The organism is Corynebacterium stationis (assembly GCF_001941345.1).
GTDB classification, from domain to species: domain Bacteria; phylum Actinomycetota; class Actinomycetes; order Mycobacteriales; family Mycobacteriaceae; genus Corynebacterium; species Corynebacterium stationis.
This window is the reverse complement of sequence record NZ_CP009251.1, coordinates 441367-459061: the sequence shown is the minus strand read 5'-3', so window position 1 is coordinate 459061 and position 17695 is coordinate 441367. Positions and strand designations below refer to the sequence as shown.

The window sequence follows — 17695 nt, the reverse complement described above, 5'->3', positions numbered from 1 at the left end:
CATCTTCAATAAATTATCCCGCCGTTCCACGGGAAGGAACAAGCGGGATCATAGTTAACTTAAGCGATATTCTACGGTAAAAAAGCCAATTTGTATAGCTCTAGCGAACTAGCAGCCACTCTACGCCCATACCGGTAAGCGCATCGACGCCCCAGACAAGGGCGGTCAAGACGATGAGGAAGCCAAAGACCACCAAGGTGTACTGCAGCATTTCCTTCGCGGTCGGCCACACCACCTTTTTCATCTCGGTGACGACCTCGGGCACAAATGTTGCTACACCGCCGCCTGGCTTGCTGTCGCCTTCGCCGGCTTCGCCGCGTACTACGCGCTTATTCTGATAAGCATCCGTGGACGTCTCAGCAGCACCAGTACGTTGACGCTTGCCTGTTGGGCGTTGCGCCCCAGAATTGTCAGTCACAGCGAGAATGCTCCTCAAGAAAAATACGTACCAAGATCCTATCCAGATCTTGTTGAACCCGAACGAGTCTACCAAAGCCCACTATAGCGGCCAATCGAAAGATAGACTTAAGGCCCGACCATTGCTGGCCGGGCCTTAAGTTACTTACTTGGCAGGGGCGACAGGACTCGAACCTGCAACCTACGGTTTTGGAGACCGTTGCGCTACCAATTGCGCCACGCCCCTTGGAAGACGATGTACACCTTACCAGAGTCATCATCTGGGATAGAAAAAGGGTTCCTACTTCTTCAATGTTCAAACCGAAGATGCGGGAGCCTTTACCCGGTAGCGATGGCGAGAATTGAACTCGCGACACAGCGATTATGAGTCGCTTGCTCTACCACTGAGCTACACCGCCAGAGGCCATTTATAAACCAGGATACAAATCCTCGTCATAAATGAACAGAGCCCCCTGACAGAATCGAACTGTCGACCTTTTCCTTACCATGGAAACGCTCTGCCGACTGAGCTAAGGGGGCTTAGCTTCTTTGATTATTCGCTTTCGCGCTCTCTCTGAAGCCTTGAAAAGATTAACCCGAAACGACATACAAACACAAATCCGCAGTTCATTCCGTCTTTTCAACGCCTTCAATAACGCTTATTTTAGTCCATCTTGGAGTACAAGTGTTCCGGGCGCCCAGCCGCGCCATAACGAAGTCGAATCTGGACTATTCCCTGACTCGCCATGGTCGCTAGTCGACGCTGCGCGGTAGGACGCGAGACCCCAGCAATTTCCGCGGCTTCGGCAGCAGACAGCTCGCCGGCACCGAGGGCATCGAGAAGCAACTGCTCCGTTGAGGAACTCGACGGAGGCATCACTGGTGCCACGCCGTGCAAAATCGATAGCGCTTGGTCAATTTTGTCCTGACGCTTGCCGCGCTTGCCCTGCAGTACATGGCGATAGCGCGCGTAGCGGTCCAACCGCTCCAGCAGCGTTGCGCGCTGAAAAGGCTTGACCAGATAGCCCAAGGCGCCCGCACGCATCGCGCGGCGCACCGTTGCTGCTTCATCGGCGGCACTGAGGATAAAGGCATCAATTCCGCTGTGGTGGACTAGCTCGATGCCGTCCCCGTCGGGCAGAAAGACATCGACAAGCATCAAATCTGGCGGCGAGACTTTAATCGCTTCCGTCGCTTCCGCGAGCGAGCGCGCTGTGTTGCTCACGCTAAAGCCTGGTGCGGCCTCCACGATGTCTGCGTGCACGCCTGCGACGCGGAAATCGTCGTCGACTACGAGTACTGACCATGTGCGATCTGTCATTAGTTTTCTTCCTCTCGCACTTCAACGTAATTCACACTGTCGGTTTGTTCCATCACCCCGGGTAACTTTGCGCCAAATACTGCACCGCGTCCGGAAGGCTCACCACCTCTTTCGATCACCCAAATCTCCCCGCCGCGTCGTTGCGCGATTTCTTGTGAAAGAGTCAGCCCAATTCCGCGGCCATGAATTTGGTCCGCTGGGATCTGCTCCCCATCAGCTGCCTGTGCCTTAGGCGCAAATGGGTCAGCACCTTCGGGGATTCCGTATCCGGAGTCTGCAACGACAATGACCAATTCCGATGCTTCATCCATCAACGTCACCTCCACCAGGCGCAAATCTTCGTTGCCCAAAGCCGCAGTGATGGCGTTATCGACGAGATTGCCAAGCACCGTCGCAATATCTTCGACCTCCACTACCTTGCCGAGCACTAAAGTCTCTTCGCGAATTTGCACGGTCACCCCGCGCTCGGAAGCCTCGAGCGATTTAGCACCTAAGAAAGCCTGCAAGAAGGGCTCGGAGAGAAGATCCATGCCCAAGAGTGGATATTCCACCGGCCCCCGGGCATACATAGCGCGCAGAAACTGCGTGGCTTCCGCGTCGCGGCCTGACTCAATCAGCCCCGCTGCTACGTGCATACGGTTGGCAAATTCGTGGCGTTGCACCCGCAGCGCTGAGGTCATGGTGCGCACGGTATCCAAACGCTCGGATAATGCCATGACGTCAGTGCGGTCTCTAATGATTATGACCGCGCCAAGGGATTGCCCACCGCGGTCTACCGCCCGTGCCTCCAAGAAGAGCACGCGGCCGTTAACAACGATCCCGTCGCGTGCCTTTCCTGCCAGCAGGTCATCGATGACATCGCCCGGCAGCCCCAAATCTGAAAGCTCATGGCCTTCGGCGTCCTGCAGGCCAAAGATCTGCTTGGCAGAGCCATTGCTCAAGCGAATAACCCCTGCCGTATCAAGCGCGATGACGCCGTCGCCGACACCGTCGAGCACCGCGGCCTGGTTTTGCACCATCACGACAAGCTCTTCCGGCTGCACACCCAAAGTTAATTGCTCCCACCGCTTGCGCAGCACGAACATGGCGATGATTCCGATAAGCAGCGCCAGCAGTGCCGCCGCCCCGATAAACAGCAACTTACGCGGAAGGTCATCAAAGACACCCGCACGTTCAAAGCCGACGCTAATTTCGCCGACTGGATTCTTCGTACCAGGCGCGAAGACCGGCACTTTCGCACGCGCCGATTCGCCCAAGGTGCCTTTCTCCCAGGCCACCACCTCGCGGCCCGCTAGCGCGTCAGCAAAGCTCGTGCTGACCTGCTGGCCCAACTGGTGGTCATCGGGATGCGCAAGCCGCATGCCATTATCGTCGGTGATGACCACAAACAATGCATCAGTGGAATCCGCGGCAGCAGTGGCATAGAGCTGCAGTTCCCCTTCCGCGAGCACGCTTGACGATGGATTTTCTGGATCCGCCGACTCTTCCGCCACCAGTTCGCGCACCTGCGGATCCGCGCCAATAGTGCGCGCGATCATCAACGCGGAGGTCTCTGCTTCATCGCGAAGCTGCTCCATGCTCAAAAAGATGAACACGATGGTGCTAGTGCTGACAACTGCGACCACCGTCAACAGTTGCAAAAGCAGTACGCGGGTGGCAAAGCGCATAACTGAAATCCTTCATGTTTTACCAAGCAAAGTCCCATTTGAGCACGGGAAACCACGAGCTACAAAATACGTGCACTAAATGCACTCAAAGATGAAATTGCACAATTAGTTACCTTACGCGCCAAACGCTTGGACAGTGACTAAGACCACTTTAGGCTAAGTGGCGTTCTCCAGGGCACTGCAGTGCTACTGAAGCTACCGCAATCTTTCCCCGTGCAAGGAGCCAGAATGTTCTCCCCCACCATTGTTACGTTGGCAGCTGATTACGTGCCAACGCATACTCTATCCGACGGAATCCTCGTCGGCTTAGGGTTCGCCATGATCCTCACGTTCATGACGCTCATCATGATTGGCCGTTCCACCCCGATGGTCGCGCTCATCTTGGTGCCCACCATCTTCGGCCTGATTGCCGGCGCAGGCCTTGGCATCGGCGACATGGTCATCGAAGCCATCAAGGACATGGCGCCCACCGCTGCGCTGTTGATGTTTGCCATCATGTACTTCGGCATCATGATCGATGTCGGACTCTTCGATCCCCTCATCCGCATCATCACGCGCGCACTGGGCAACGACCCCGCGAAAATCGTGATGGGTACCGCGTTGCTGGCCGGCGTGGTCTCACTCGATGGCGATGGCTCCACCACCTTCATCATCACCACGTCTGCGATGCTGCCGCTGTACCTGCGCTTGGGCATGAGCCCCGTGGTTCTTACCGTGGTCGCGGGTCTTATCAATGGCACCATGAATATCTTGCCGTGGGGCGGTCCGACAGTTCGCGCGGCCGCAGCTTTGGGCCTCGACCCTGCTGAGGTCTTTGTTCCGATGGTTCCATCGCTTGTTGTTGGCGTCATTGTCGTATTCGCCTTCGCATGGTTCCTGGGCATCTCTGAGCGCAAGCGTCTGGGCGGTTCTGTGGACGCGTCTCGCTTCAACGGCGACGACTTGCGTGGCGGCTCCAAAACTGACGGCGTTAGTGCCACTGGTGGCTCTTCTACTGGCCGCTCTGGCGACGGCCAGCCTCACGATATCCAACCTGACGGTAGCGGCGGTGGCATCGCAGTCGATGTCCGCGAAGAAGACGAAGAACACGTATCGCTCAGCGCTATCGACGAAGACGAGCACGATGGCTTGACCGACACCATGTTGGACCCACACCGCTCCACGCTGCGCCCGAAACTGATTTGGTTCAACCTAGCGCTAACCGTCGTGGTCATGGTGGCTTTGGTCGCTGATATCTTGCCACTGGCATTCGTCTTCATGGTCGGCCCTGGACTGGCTTTAGCCGTCAACTTCCCGAAGGTGAAAGACCAAGCTACCGAGATGCTGGCACACTCTTCTTCCATCGTCGGCGTGGTCTCGATGGTCCTTGCTGCTGGCGTACTCGTGGGTGTCTTCTCCGGCACCGGCATGGTCGAAGCAATGGCTTCTTGGATTACTTCCATCATTCCGGAGTCCATGGGCTCTTACCTCGCACCAATTACCGGTCTGCTGTCCATCCCGATGACCTTCTTCATGTCGAACGACGCCTTCTACTTCGGCATCCTGCCTGTCCTGGCAGAAAGCGCATCCCACTTCGGCATTGAGCCCGTAGAGATGGCCCAGGCATCCATTACCGGTCAGCCTGTGCACATGCAGTCTCCTCTGGTTCCAGCCATCTTGCTGCTGGTGTCTTTGGCCAAGGTCAACCTCGGCGACCACCACAAGAAGGTGCTGTGGCGCGCGGTAGTGGTCTCCGTCGTCATGCTCGCAACGGCAATCGGCATTGGTGTCATTCCACTGTCTGCCTAAAGCCACCCAATTAGCACCGCCCTTAGCCAAAATCTTTTGGTTAAGGGCGGTTTCTTTGTGTACTCAAGTTACGCAAAGCAACTCGCCTGTGGATAACTTTGCCCGTTGCGTGACGCGTCAACGTAGTTATCCACAGATTTTCAAGCTTCCCCTAGCGCGGGCTTGCAAAGGCGTTTTAGTGTCGAAGTTATGAACGGACAACAAATAATAAAACTCTTCTACACCAGCGGAATAACCATCCTCCGCGACGTTTACGAGTGCTCCCCACACGACCTCGCCGGTGACCTGATGCCACTGAACACGGCGCGAAAATACACCCGGCTAGCCACAGTTTTCTTTGGTCCTGCTGATTCTCCCAAGGTGCAGCGCGACTCGGTCGCGCTTGCCGAAGCGAGGCAATTAAGCCTCGAATACTTAGAAATGGTCAACAAACACGCCAAGAAACTCAACACCCGCGGTGCCGCGTGGAAACTGCGTGCCGAACTTATCGCGTTTGAAGGCACCTTCGAAGACGTCGAAGCCTACGCCAAGAAACGCGTCACCGAAGAAGTCGGCGACACCAAAAAGAAACCCGGGGTGCGCGTGGGCCGCGCTATCGATGGCCTACGAACCATCAGCATCACCGATACCCAACGCCGCATTACCGATTTAGAAAAGACGCTTGACGCCGCTATCAAAGACGATGACCAACCTCGCTCTGAAGCTTTGTTGGAGCCCTTCTGGAACCTCGTCGAAGGAGGCGGCACCGGGCTTATCAAGCCGGAATACCGCACTGTGATTGCTATTGGTCTTGATGATTTCGCGAAAGTCTCCTGCGGCAAAGGCGAGGACGTCGTTGTTGCTTTATCCGACGGCACGACCATGACAGGCTCTGAATTCATCAACGCTGCGATGGAAGGCGCGCTTGGCGACAAGCTCTACGTCGGGCTCTTCCACCCCACCGCCGGACCGGTGAACTTGTACGAAGCCCGATTCGCATCAGACAAACTGCGCACTCTAGCCATGGCAGAGAACCTCGTCTGCCCCTGGCCAGACTGCACCGTACCTGCCGATAGATGCCAAGTGCACCACATCGACGCTCACAAACATGGTGGACACACCAAACCCTCGAACCTGACGATGCTGTGTAAGTACCACAACGGCGTCAACGACGACGATGACCCGGCTAATCCCGGGTCACCGAAAAGAAAAAATAAGCGAGGAAAAGGGAAGCCGAGCCACGGAAGAATGCGACGCCACCGCGGCAAAGTCCGCCTGCACACCCCAGGCGGAAAGCTTGTGGGCAACACCCACCACGTGAGCAGCATGGGAGCGATGAACCTCATCTAACAGCCCCTGCGCCGCAAAGCAGCAATCACGCACACCCCCGACTAGATATCCGGGCTAGTCGGGCAATTCGGCGATCCCTTTTCCAAAACCCCTGAGCACTGACCCCCAACCACCGTGAAAAAGAAACAGTTCAGCCCCGACTGAAATCTCAATCGGGGCTGAACTTAAAATTTGGTGCCAGGTAGAAGATTCGAACTTCTGAAGGCGTACGCCGGCGGATTTACAGTCCGCTTCCTTTGGCCGCTCGGACAACCTGGCAGGCACTATTCGGTGCGGTTCATTACTCTACTATGCACCCCTAGCTATATGGCAAATCGGCTGGTCATAGCAGCTAAATCGCAACTAGCCGACGCGGGCGACAGTATAGGACGCTAGGCTACGCAACGCGCGGGTCGCAGGAATATCTGGCAACGCCTCGCACTCAGTCGTCACAACATCGAGATAGTGCTTCACTACCTCTAGGGCACGCTGACGGCCGTTGCTCGCGCGCAGCAGCTCCAATGCACGGTTGACGTCCTCATCGGCCTCCAAAGGCCCCGTCAACAGCTCACGCAGCGCCGCACCGGCTTCAGAACCTTCCTCGAGGGCATAAAGCACCGGCAAGGTAAAGACGCCCTCACGCAAGTCTGTGCCCGGAGTCTTTCCGGATTCATGAGATTCGGAGAAAATATCGATGATGTCATCAACAATCTGGAAAACCATTCCAATCGCCCCACCAATGGTGCGCAGCGCCTTAGCGTGTTCTTTCGAGGCCCCAGCATGGTAGGCGCCGAAGTAGCCTGCCGAAGCAATCAACACGGCGGTCTTTTCCTGAATGACCTTCATGTAGTGGTCAATCGGATTCGCTTCACCCGCACCGATAGTTTCGCGCATTTGCCCGGTCACAAGTTCTTCGAAGGTCTCGGCAAAATGCTCAACGGTATGGGTATCGAGTTGGCTCATCAGGCGTGAGGCATGGGCCAGCAGTGCATCACCGGCCAAAATCGCAACCGAGTTATTCCAGCGCGAATTTGCTGATTGCACTCCACGGCGACGGTCGGCTTCATCCATGACATCGTCGTGGTACAGCGTTGCCACGTGCACCATTTCCACCACGGTGGCAGCTTTGACAACGCGGGGGTTGCCAGGCTCCGGTCCGAATTCAGACGCTAGCAGCGACATGATGGGGCGAAAACGCTTCCCACCAGCTTCAGACAGGTGCTGTGCTTTATCGGATACAAAGGACGCCCCACGGTTAGTCTCATCGTGCAGCAAGCGTTCAACGGCGGCAACGCCGGCAGCAACGCGATCATTGAGCTGGTCATCCCCCAGATCCACGGCGTGATTGCTCATTGTTTACAGGTCCTTGTGCTCGATGAAACTATATTTAGACAAACAATAACCGTAGTCCAAACTAGACGCATAACGCACTTCAGGGTACCCGCGTGCGACAATAGTTTGCATGGTTGAGCATTATGAGGTTGCGGTCATCGGCGCGGGCCCCAGTGGAGCGGCGGCTGCGCTGCATTCCGTGCGCCGTGGTTTTGAAACGGTTTTGATTGATTCTGCGGAATTTCCGCGCGATAAAACGTGTGGTGATGGCCTTACTCCGCGTGGTCTTCATCAGCTTAACCAGTTAGGCGTGGAGGTTAATTCTTCCTATCGCAACAAGGGTTTGAAGCTGCATGGCTTTGGGACATCCGCTACCGCGCCGTGGCCTTCGACCTACCCCTGTGTTGAGGGGACTGCTTTACAGCGGCACCGTTTAGACGCATTGCTTGTCGATGCCTCCGTTGCCGCCGGCGCCCACCTTTTAACCGGAGAACCCGCGACAGATCCACGGCTTGAGGGCAATCGCCTGGTGGAGTTTAGGGTGGGTGAGAAAAAGATTCGCGCGAAAGAAGTCATCGTTGCTGATGGTGTGCGCTCGACCTTTGGGCAAAAGCTGGGCCGTATTTGGCACAAGGGCGAAGTCTTTGGCATCGCTGCGCGCTCCTATTGTGAGTCACCGTTTTCGGACGAGCCCTGGATGCACTCACATGTGGAGCTACGAGATGAAGAAGGGGTGGTGCAGCCTGGTTATGGCTGGATTTTCCCGATTGGTGATGGCTCGGTCAACTTAGGCTGCGGTGCGCTGTCGACGAATAAGCGTCCGGCGAAGGTCAATACCAAAAAGCTGTTGTCGCAGTATGCGAGCCAGCAGCGAGCTGAGTGGCAGCTTGGCGATGAGAAATTTATCACATCCGCTGCCCTCCCCATGGGTGGCGCGGTGTCCAATGTGGCGGGCGCCAACTGGATGATTATCGGCGATGCTGCCGCGTGCGTGAACCCGCTCAACGGCGAAGGTATTGATTATGGGCTCGAAACCGCGGCACTTGCTACGGAAATTTTGGGCACAAATAAAGACCTCACCTTGGTCTGGCCAGATCTTCTGCGCCAGCACTATGGTGAGGCCTTCATGCTCGCGCGCACCTTGGCGCGAGTTCTTACCTACCCGCAGTTTTTGCCACTTGCCGGCCCGATTGGTCTACGCGGGCCTATGCACGTAGCGGCACGGTTGATGGGCAATCTCATCACCGATGAAGACCGGGATTTCACCGCGCGCTTGTGGCGCACCGCAGGCACAGCGGTTTCTACCGCGCGGGCAGGCTCCCCGCTGTGGGATTCGACTTTTTAGCCAGGCTTTACCGCGGAGTGCAGGGCAACGATTCCGCCGGTGAGGTTTTGCCAGCCGGCATCGGTCCACCCATTGCGGTTGATGATCGCTGCTAGTTCTTCCTGCTCTGGCCACGCGCGGATGGATTCTGCCAGGTAGACATATGCATCCGGGTTTGAGGAAACGAAGCGCGCGATTGGTGGCAAAAGCCGCATCAAATATTCTTTGTAGAAAGTGCCAAAGACGGGAATAACCGGCTTGGAAAATTCCGCCACGGTCAGGCGTCCACCGGGTTTAGTCACGCGCGCCATCTCACGCAGGCCCAGCTCGAAGTCGTGGATATTGCGCAGTCCATAAGAGATGGTCACGGCATCAAAAGTGTTATCAGCAAAAGGCAGCTTCATACCGTCGCCGGCGACTTTGGGCACATCGCGATCAGTGCCCGCAGCCAGCATTCCGCGTGAGAAATCGCACGCGACGCACCATGCCCCAGACTTGGATAGTTCCACCGTTGACACGGCAGTGCCTGCAGCCAGGTCGAGCACCTTTTCCCCTGGCTGCAGGTTCAATCGCTTGCGCGTCAGTTTGCGCCACCGGCGGTCTTGCCCGAAAGACAACACCGTATTGGTGATGTCGTATTTTTCCCCGACGGCATCAAACATGGATGCAACGTCAAAGGGCTTCTTGTTTAAATCTGCCTTTTTACCCACGCGGTTAAGTTTAAGCTACGCGCGCACCGAGAGCTCGCGCAGCCCACCGCGGCAGCTCTGGGCGCTGCCCCAAAATCGTCAACGGGACCTTGCGCGTGGACTCTAATACTTCCTCGTAATAGCCCTCGAGCTGAGCACACAGCGCCTCCCAGGTTTTATTCTCAATAGAGGCCCGAGCACGAATCCCAAATTCGGGGCTATCGATGGCATCGACAGCCGCGGGCAAATCCTCAATGAAGGTGTCTACTTCTAAGAGGTAGCCGTTATAGCTTGCATCGATAAGATCTACCGGCCCTCCGGCATTCGGGCCAATGGTGGGAACGCCAGAGGCTTGCGCTTCCTGAATCGCCTGGCAGAAGGTTTCAAACTCTCCAGCGTGGACGAAAATATCCAGCGATGCATATGCTTGCGCAAGTTTTTTGCCGCCGAGCGCTCCAGTAAAGACAGCAGTGGGCAACTGCGCTTCCAGCAACGGGCGTTCTGGCCCATCACCAACGATGACGAGCTGGATATCCTCGCGGTCATTGAGCGCGGACAGCCGGTGCACGCCTTTTTCTGCGGCCAGGCGTCCAACAAAGCCAACGATGCGTTTCTTGCCCGTCGGGTCCCACACAGCGCGCAAGGAGTCAGAGCGGTTCGAGGGATGGAAACGTTTCGCGTCGACTCCCCTGCCCCAGTGGCGCACATTTTTAATGTTGTGCTTTTCTAGCGCAGCAATCGTCAAAGAGCTCGGCGCCAAGGTCATCTGACAGGCGTTGTGGATGGTGCGCAGCCATTCCCACACCCCGAAGGCTAATGCGGAGAGCTGATATTTCGTCGCAAAGCCTGCAACATCAGTTTGATACACCGCGATGGCCGGGATACGCAGCTGCCGAGCTGAGAATGCTCCTGCCGCGCCGAGTACAAAGGGGCTAGCCAGGTGAATGATATCGGGGCGAAAAGCGCGCAACTCACTATCAACGACGGAGGTAGGAACACCCACCGGCAAAGAATCAATCAGCGGCACCTTAACCGTGGGCACCCGCCGGATGGGAAATCCTAGGTAATCAGCAATTTCTTCTTGCCCATCGCGCGCACCGGGGGCAATAACTAATGCTTCGTGTCCTTGCGCGTGTAAGTACTCTAATACTCGCAGCACGGAGTTAGTTACTCCATTGACATTGGGCAAGAAGGACTCCGCAACAATCGCTACACGCATAATCTCTCATCTTCGGCGAATAAGGTTATATTTGCGTAAAATCTGCACGAAATTGTGGATAATTTCTTAGCTATCCAGCATTTGCGCAGCTTGGCGCACACCCGACCCATCGTAGTCACCCACGCCGCTTTTAGCAGTGATGTTGGTTACTGTCCAATACGCACTATTCATCTTGCTCAACGACGTCGCGTGAGCGCCGATAGTTGACCAGCCACCATGCCCCGCCAGCCACAATCGAGCTCACCACAGCAACCGATATCGCCGGGATGATGGACAATGTCCATTCGCGACCTTCAACTTTGACGAGCTCAGGATCATCGCCGGAGAAAGTCACCCACACTTGCTGACCTGCGGCAAGCCCCGTGGGATACAGCAGCCCGGAAGATGGCTGATGGTAGATGCCATCACTGTCTTGGTATTCCACGGCGGTGCGCATCCAGTCCACGCCAGTAACCGTGCCCAATGCCCGCTGCGGGTTCGCCGCAATCTTTAAGTCATTGAGAAACGGACCAGCTACCATCGCGACTGCTGCCAAAATGGCGACGGCATAAAGCGCCACGATGAGCTGGTTGAGCCTGCGCCGGAATCGAAACCGCATGAGGATTAATACGCGTTCTTCGAGGAGATTTCAGCGTGCAATCCCCGGCGCGTATCGCGTGCCACGCGAGCTTCGACCACGGTGATACCCACGGCAAATTCTGCTAGTTCCGCCAGCGTATCCAGGAGCTCTTGCGCGGAATCGGCACGGCGATAGTCCACGCCAAAGCCTTCAATCAACGGCTCAATATCCACGTTGTGTGGGGTGCCGAAGGCTTTTTCAAAGTCTCCACGCAATGACAACCGCCCGGTTTCAAGCGATTCAAAAATGCCGCCGCCGTTGTCATTCGCGATAACGATGGTGAGGTTTTCCGGACGGATTTCTTCCGGTCCTAAAATCATGCCGGTCAGATCGTGCAAGAAAGTGATATCGCCTAGCAGCGCCACGGTGCGCGGTGCACGCGCAAGATCACGCTCGCGGGTTTGGGTAGCAATGGCAACACCAAGTGCTTGCGATATCGAGCCATCAATTCCTGCGGCACCGCGCGGCGAATATACCTCTACGCCATCAAAAGGCATTCCCACCAAGGATACATCGCGAATTGGGTTGGATGCGCCGACGAAGAGTGCATCACCAACGGCCAAGGTATCTGTAACCGCGGCGGCCGCATGCAAGCCGGTAAAGCCGTGGTCGGTATTTTCTAGTGCTTCGCGCACGGCATCTGAGCCTGCAACCGCAGCGCCTTCGCAGATCTTCATCCAATCCGAGGTCGGTGTGCCGGTTACCGTCACGGTGGTGCCAATACGCGTCTTGGTGTCAGTGGCGTGTGCATCGCTCGACTGCACACGGCGAGGATTGGTGATATCAGTCGTGCGTGAGAGCGAAATCAAGTCCACATCAGGATCTGAAATCAACGCCATGACATCGCGGTGCAACGTGGGGTGGCCGACCACGATAACTTGTTCAACGCGGGTATTGACCACGTAATCATTGGCAGAGACCTGGTTTTGCCTAAAGACACGGGCAGCCGCCGGGTGCACTGGGTGGTACGGCGCCGGCGCGGTAGGTTCTGCAATGGTGGGAACATCTTCTAGTCCCTCCACAGCCCACGCTTCATCACCAGCGATTACTAAAGTGTTGCGCGAGAGATCCACTTTTACTTCGCCGTGGTTGACCCAGCCAGGAACCGGCGCGCGCTTTTGAGTGATATCCGTCGGCGTATCCAGCGCGGTCTCGCCCAACAATGGCGCGTCAAAAGCCACATTGATATGCACTTGGCGCTGGGAGGTAAAAGCTTCAGCGATCTGCGGGATATCCGCAGGTTCAGTGACCTGCACAGTATCGGCGTACACACCGAAAATCCCCTGCTGCTCAATAGTCTGCGAAGCGCCCGTGCCCACTAAACGTGCTGGACGGTCAGCACTAACAATCGCCAGCGGCACGTGCGCGTAGTGCGCTTCAACCATCGCCGGCAAAGTATTGGCCACGGCCGTGCCAGAAGTCATCACTACTGCGACATGGCGGCCAGATACCCGCGCTAAACCAAGGGCAAAGAAAGCCGCAGTGCGCTCATCGATGCGGGTATGCACGCGTAAGTCTTCACGCGCCAAAAGCGCCAAAGACAATGGAGAATTCCGCGAGCCCGGGCAGATCACAACATCGGTGATGTGCCGAGACAGTTGCGCGGCGATGGCCTGTGCAAGATTCAAAGACGTTGAATTCATGCCTCTAATCTACTGTGCTTAACCAAATTGCTTATTGCCGCTGTCCAAAAAGGTCGTTGATCCAGTCTTCAACCTCATCGGGGTCCTCTGGTACCTCGGGCAGATCGGAAACATCTGGGATCGGATTCTCAGTCACCGTGGTGGTTTCTGTTTCCGTCTCGGTCTGAGTTTCGGTCTGCATTTCCGTCTCAGTCTCCGTCACGGTTTCTGTTACCGGCGGCGGTGGCTCTTTATCTGCTTCTGCGGCTGAAGAGCGCCACAGAAACAGCAGGGCACCAGCAGCCAGCAACGCAAGCGCGGCGATAATGCCCAAGGTCACGGTAAGGCCGTTGCCGTCGGAACCGGTGTCGTGACCAGTGTCGTAACCTCCACCTGCGGGATAAACGGACTCGTCTTCAGGGAAGTCATAGTATCCCTCCGGCTGCTGCGCGTTCTGGGGTTGCTGGTTATAGTCCTGCTGCGCGGGGTTTGGGCCGTCTTCGCCGGGGAAATATTGCCGTGGTCGATCATTCATGCCTTCACACGCTACCGGCAACCTTGTTGCAAAAGCCAAGCCTGCGCGGCCGCAGCCGCATCATCAACAACACGGTCAGGTTCAACCGGTTCATCGCCGTAAACTTCGCCATTCCGGTCCATATCCTGCGCGATTGTCAGCATCAGCGAACTAGAATCCGGGAAGTCATAGACGGCATTGGCCGTGGCATAGCCTGCGGTGGGCTGGCCAAAAGACACAGCATTTTCCAAGCCTTTAAAGGCCAGCATGGTAGCTTCGGCAGACGAGGCCGTGTGAGCATCGACAAGCACGGCGATCGGAATATCAGTGTTCTTCTGCGCATCGACGCTCAAACTTGTTCCGCCACCTGAGGTTGAGGTGCCATCGACGGTCACGGGACTATCGCCCATCGCCGAGTGGAAGTAAAGCGCATTGCCATCTGGTAGAAGCGGCGAGAGCCCAGCGAGCATCGGCCCCATATCGCCACCGCCATTGCCGCGTAGGTCAACAACGGCACAAGCAGCATCTTCAACGCCTGCCGCGATGGTATCGGCGTAGCTTTGCACATCTGCTTTGCGGCTCACGGCTGGCACTTTTACGGTGACGATATCGCCGTGCTTATCGATGCTCGGCTGCTCATCCCCAGCAATCGCCTCCTCCGCCTCGGCGTTGTCCTGAGGTGTAAGGAGATTCGAGTGCTTGCCGCCGGCAGCTTGCACCGCCTTTCGCAAAGGAGCGTATAGCTCCTCCCGAGTTTCGGCGGTTTTTATCGCTGCCTGGGCTTCGACTTTCGCGCGAGCAAAATCTTGGGAGTCCGCATAGATACCTTGGGTTTCGGCCAGGGTAAGTATCGCTTCGCCGTAGCGCTTAGGACTGTCGTGCCCTAAGAAAATAGGCCGACCCACTAGCATCGCGCCCATCGTGGGGCCGAGGAAATACACAGTGGCAACCACGGCAGCAATAATGACAACGAAGACAGAAAGCAGAATCTTTTTAATCATTGTTTCGCCCCACATTTAACGTCCGAGTTCGCAGTGGTTCCACCGCGGCAATTGCAGCGAGCGGGAAGAGCCAACCGATGCCTAGAATCGAACCGGCCATCGACAGGCGCATCGGGAAGTTCACATCTGCGATGCCGCTAGAGAGCATGACGCTTCCCAGCATGACACCAAAGGTAAAGCCAATGAGAGAAACAATGACGACGGGCCCGAGCGTTTCAAAGACTTGGGTGCGGAAGTAGAAGTTGCGTTGAACTCCCATCAGGTGCAAGGAGCGCGACAGGTGAGCTTGTTCAAAGATTTGCGAGGCTAGGCCCAGAAATACTGACATGGCGGACAGGATGAAGCCGAAGACCAGGGTGAGAACGCCGCCCATAGCTAAATCACGGAACATCATGAAGATTCCAGGTTCCTCACTCATCATCGCGGTCAAACCATCCTCACCCACGGGAGAAATTACCAAATAGCCGGCGATGACACCGAAAAAAGCCATGGAGGCGCTGCGGCGCCAGGTCGTTTTGGCATCGGCAGCAATACGTTGGCTGGCCACGAAGTGCGAGGTACCCGGCATAATCGAGACCATGCGGTAGAAGACTTGCAACAAAAATGGTGCCACCCAGTTAATTAACATGACGTTGATAGAGACCACTGCTGCGACAATCGCCATCGCTGCGATGCCAGAGCTCATGGAGGTGCGGTCAACCATAATGAGCGTAAACACCGTGAATATCACGAAGAGGATGACGCTGCGGTACTTCAATGCCGGTGGCATTTCTTTACGCGAAACACCCAAAGGTTCCACGCGAACGCGCTGCATACCTACTACCGACGCGGTGACAGCGAGCGCAAAGACCACGACCGCAACGGTGAGATATCCCCACCAGGGCAAGATGAGCTCTGATGTTTGGATGTAGACATCTTGGAATTTCATGTTGCTAAAAATTGGTGCGAGCAGCACGCTAAAAAATCCGCCGAGCACGATACCGATGGCCGCTTGGGCTGCGGTCTCTAGCATTGTCATGCGGGTGATATCCCCAGATGATAGGCCAATCAGGCGTAGCGTAGCTAGGCGCTTTTCGCGTCCCGATGCCCCCAGCACGGCTGCTTGGGCAGTCAGCGAGACAATCGTGGGTACCAGGAAGGCACAGGCAAAAAGAGCCATGATGACCCACGTAGACATGATTGGATCGTCGGGGCCATTGGCCAAAGATTCTTGGACGACATGGAAATCCTGGGGGCGCAACGAGCGCTGGTAAAACATCCAGGTGCCGCCGGCGACCAGATAGGCGATGGTGGAGCTAACGGTCAGGCTGATAATCGCAACTAGGGTGACCAGGCCTGTGCCGGTACGGGTTCGAAGCGCTGCTTTGTGTAAGTCAAGGACTAAAGTGCTGGTTTTCATCGTCGGCCTCCTACCAAACGATCGTCGTGGATGATGCCGTCGCGGATTTCGATGCGGCGCTCCATCCAATCGGCCACGCGGGAATCATGGGTGACCATGACCAATGCCGCGCCGGTGCGCTGCACCACGGCAGTCAGCAACTGCATGACTTCATGGCCCGTGGCCTGGTCGAGTGCACCAGTGGGTTCATCGGCGAAGATAACCGCTGGGGAGGTCACCAGTGCACGCGCAATCGCGATGCGTTGGGCCTGGCCGCCAGAGACTTGCCCTGGGCGACGGTCCACCATGGAGCCAAGGCCCAACTGGTTGAGCAATTCTTGTGCTTTCGCACGTGCTTTAGAGCGCGAGGTTCCGTTGAGCATCTCTGGCAGCGCTACATTATCGAGCGCGCTGAGCTCTGGCAGTAGCTGGTGGTCTTGGAAGACGAAACCAAAATCAGCCAGGCGGGTACGGGACCGGGCGGCGTCGGAGGCATCGGAAAGCACTGCGTCTTTAAACAGCACCTGTCCGGAGGTGGGGGTGAGCACCCCGGACATGCAGTGCAAGAGCGTGGACTTACCGGAGCCCGAAGGTCCCATGATGGCGACGGTCTCGCCGGCGTTTATATCGAGTGTGATTCCAGACAGTACGGGCGCGCCACCAAAGTCTTTGGTGACATCGTTTAAATGCAGAACGGCTGCGGTGTTGTTTTCCATGGTCTCTATTTCACTCGCTCGGGCAGATAGAAACCATGGTGCCAGCGTTGCACTTTCAGGTAGTGCTGGCACTACCCTGGGATGCATGTGGAGAAAGCGCAACCGCGATAAATCTGGCAAATCGAGCGAGCAAGCTCAGGCCGAAAAGATTGCTGAGCTGACCAAATCCCGGCGCGCTATCGCCGATGCCTACGAAGTGGAGCGCTCACGCATTGAGCGCGACTTACACGATGGCACGCAGCAATACCTAGTGGCGGCGTCTATCAAATTGGGCGAAGCGCTCTTGGACGCACCGGCTGACGTCGCGGAGTTGATTAATGCTGCCCAGCAGGATTTGAACAAAGGACTTGAGGCGCTACGCAAAACCGTGCATGGGATCCACCCGCAGGTCTTAGCCGAGCGTGGTTTGGTTGCCGCTGTTAAAGATATGGCCGCGGGTTACGGGCCACACGTGTTGGTCTCGGCACCGCATCCACTGCCCCAGCTTTCGCCGAGTGTGCTGGCTGCTGGGTATTTCTTCTGCGCCGAAGCATTAACCAATGCCGCCAAGCACGCCCCGGGTGCTGAAGTGTCAGTCTTGCTCATTGCAGATCACTACTTACACATCACCGTGGTCGATCAAGGCCCCGGCGGGGTGCGGCTTAAACCCGGCGCGGGTCTTGCCGGGATGCGCGATAGACTCGACGCCTTTGGCGGCTGGTTAGAAATCACCTCGCCCGAAGGCGGGCCGACAAGTTTAGCGGCGCGGATTCCGCTACTTCTGGACCGCGGGCAACCCACTTTTCATATCGGCAAATAAGG

16 protein-coding genes and 4 tRNA genes are annotated in these 17695 nt (G+C 56.5%); 4 read left to right on the top strand and 16 right to left on the bottom strand.

The annotated features are described in order from the left end of the window. Window positions 1-100: 100 nt before the first annotated feature. The 6 genes from secE to CSTAT_RS02230 form a co-directional block, all read right to left on the bottom strand. The gene (gene secE / locus CSTAT_RS02255) at window positions 101-418 is read right to left on the bottom strand and encodes a preprotein translocase subunit SecE (RefSeq protein ID WP_075722336.1); all 318 of its coding nucleotides are present in this window, start codon (window positions 416-418) and stop codon (window positions 101-103) included. 149 nt (window positions 419-567) lie between these two features. Further along, a tRNA-Trp gene (locus tag CSTAT_RS02250) sits at window positions 568-643 on the bottom strand. 100 nt (window positions 644-743) lie between these two features. Beyond that, a tRNA-Met gene (locus CSTAT_RS02245) sits at window positions 744-815 on the bottom strand. 48 nt (window positions 816-863) lie between these two features. Then, window positions 864-936, bottom strand: a tRNA-Thr gene (locus CSTAT_RS02240). 124 nt (window positions 937-1060) lie between these two features. Next, window positions 1061-1717, bottom strand: coding sequence for a response regulator (locus tag CSTAT_RS02235; protein WP_075722335.1), 657 nt, complete (start codon window positions 1715-1717; stop codon window positions 1061-1063). Then, window positions 1717-3384 carry a sensor histidine kinase gene (locus CSTAT_RS02230; protein ID WP_083640608.1) on the bottom strand — a complete coding sequence of 556 codons (1668 nt, stop codon included), beginning with the start codon at window positions 3382-3384 and terminating at the stop codon, window positions 1717-1719. The genes CSTAT_RS02235 and CSTAT_RS02230 overlap by 1 nt, the downstream gene beginning before the upstream one ends. A 228-nt stretch (window positions 3385-3612) precedes the next feature. On the opposite strand from CSTAT_RS02230, the gene CSTAT_RS02225 reads away from it, so the two are divergent. Together CSTAT_RS02225 and CSTAT_RS02220 are read left to right on the top strand one after the other, a co-directional pair. Next, entirely contained in the window at window positions 3613-5172 is a 1560-nt protein-coding gene (locus CSTAT_RS02225) for a CitMHS family transporter (protein WP_075722333.1), read from the top strand. A gap of 189 nt (window positions 5173-5361) precedes the next feature. After that, window positions 5362-6501, top strand: coding sequence for an HNH endonuclease (locus tag CSTAT_RS02220; RefSeq protein WP_075722332.1), 1140 nt, complete (start codon window positions 5362-5364; stop codon window positions 6499-6501). Between the two features lie 172 nt (window positions 6502-6673). Here CSTAT_RS02220 and CSTAT_RS02215 read toward each other — a convergent pair. Together CSTAT_RS02215 and CSTAT_RS02210 are read right to left on the bottom strand one after the other, a co-directional pair. Further along, a tRNA-Tyr gene (locus tag CSTAT_RS02215) sits at window positions 6674-6759 on the bottom strand. A gap of 84 nt (window positions 6760-6843) precedes the next feature. Further along, on the bottom strand, window positions 6844-7833 hold the full coding sequence (locus CSTAT_RS02210) for a polyprenyl synthetase family protein (protein ID WP_075722331.1): 990 nt from the start codon (window positions 7831-7833) through the stop codon (window positions 6844-6846). 109 nt (window positions 7834-7942) lie between these two features. On the opposite strand from CSTAT_RS02210, the gene CSTAT_RS02205 reads away from it, so the two are divergent. After that, window positions 7943-9157 (top strand): geranylgeranyl reductase family protein, encoded by a 1215-nt coding sequence (locus CSTAT_RS02205; RefSeq protein ID WP_075722330.1) that lies wholly within the window; start codon window positions 7943-7945, stop codon window positions 9155-9157. Here CSTAT_RS02205 and CSTAT_RS02200 read toward each other — a convergent pair. From CSTAT_RS02200 to CSTAT_RS02165, 8 genes are all read right to left on the bottom strand, one after another. Continuing rightward, a complete protein-coding gene (locus CSTAT_RS02200) occupies window positions 9154-9846 on the bottom strand; it encodes a demethylmenaquinone methyltransferase (RefSeq protein WP_075722329.1) in 693 nt (230 codons plus the stop codon). The genes CSTAT_RS02205 and CSTAT_RS02200 overlap by 4 nt on opposite strands. Before the next feature lie 10 nt (window positions 9847-9856). Continuing rightward, complete coding sequence (locus tag CSTAT_RS02195) at window positions 9857-11044, bottom strand: glycosyltransferase family 4 protein (RefSeq protein WP_075722328.1); 1188 nt, start codon at window positions 11042-11044, stop codon at window positions 9857-9859. Between the two features lie 163 nt (window positions 11045-11207). Further along, window positions 11208-11642 carry a DUF3592 domain-containing protein gene (locus tag CSTAT_RS02190; protein ID WP_075722327.1) on the bottom strand — a complete coding sequence of 145 codons (435 nt, stop codon included), beginning with the start codon at window positions 11640-11642 and terminating at the stop codon, window positions 11208-11210. 5 nt (window positions 11643-11647) lie between these two features. Next, the gene (gene menD, locus CSTAT_RS02185) at window positions 11648-13306 is read right to left on the bottom strand and encodes a 2-succinyl-5-enolpyruvyl-6-hydroxy-3-cyclohexene-1-carboxylic-acid synthase (RefSeq protein WP_075722326.1); all 1659 of its coding nucleotides are present in this window, start codon (window positions 13304-13306) and stop codon (window positions 11648-11650) included. A 31-nt stretch (window positions 13307-13337) separates the two neighbouring features. Further along, on the bottom strand, window positions 13338-13820 hold the full coding sequence (locus CSTAT_RS02180; RefSeq protein WP_066792394.1) for a hypothetical protein: 483 nt from the start codon (window positions 13818-13820) through the stop codon (window positions 13338-13340). A gap of 11 nt (window positions 13821-13831) precedes the next feature. Then, entirely contained in the window at window positions 13832-14800 is a 969-nt protein-coding gene (locus CSTAT_RS02175) for a S41 family peptidase (protein ID WP_075722325.1), read from the bottom strand. Next, the gene (locus CSTAT_RS02170; RefSeq protein WP_066792392.1) at window positions 14793-16199 is read right to left on the bottom strand and encodes an FtsX-like permease family protein; all 1407 of its coding nucleotides are present in this window, start codon (window positions 16197-16199) and stop codon (window positions 14793-14795) included. Before CSTAT_RS02170 ends, CSTAT_RS02175 begins: the two co-directional genes overlap by 8 nt. Continuing rightward, window positions 16196-16894 carry an ABC transporter ATP-binding protein gene (locus tag CSTAT_RS02165; protein WP_066792391.1) on the bottom strand — a complete coding sequence of 233 codons (699 nt, stop codon included), beginning with the start codon at window positions 16892-16894 and terminating at the stop codon, window positions 16196-16198. The genes CSTAT_RS02170 and CSTAT_RS02165 overlap by 4 nt, the downstream gene beginning before the upstream one ends. 85 nt (window positions 16895-16979) lie before the next feature. Here CSTAT_RS02165 and CSTAT_RS02160 point away from each other — a divergent pair, with 85 nt between their 5' ends. Further along, on the top strand, window positions 16980-17693 hold the full coding sequence (locus tag CSTAT_RS02160; protein ID WP_075722324.1) for a sensor histidine kinase: 714 nt from the start codon (window positions 16980-16982) through the stop codon (window positions 17691-17693). Window positions 17694-17695 lie beyond the last annotated feature (2 nt).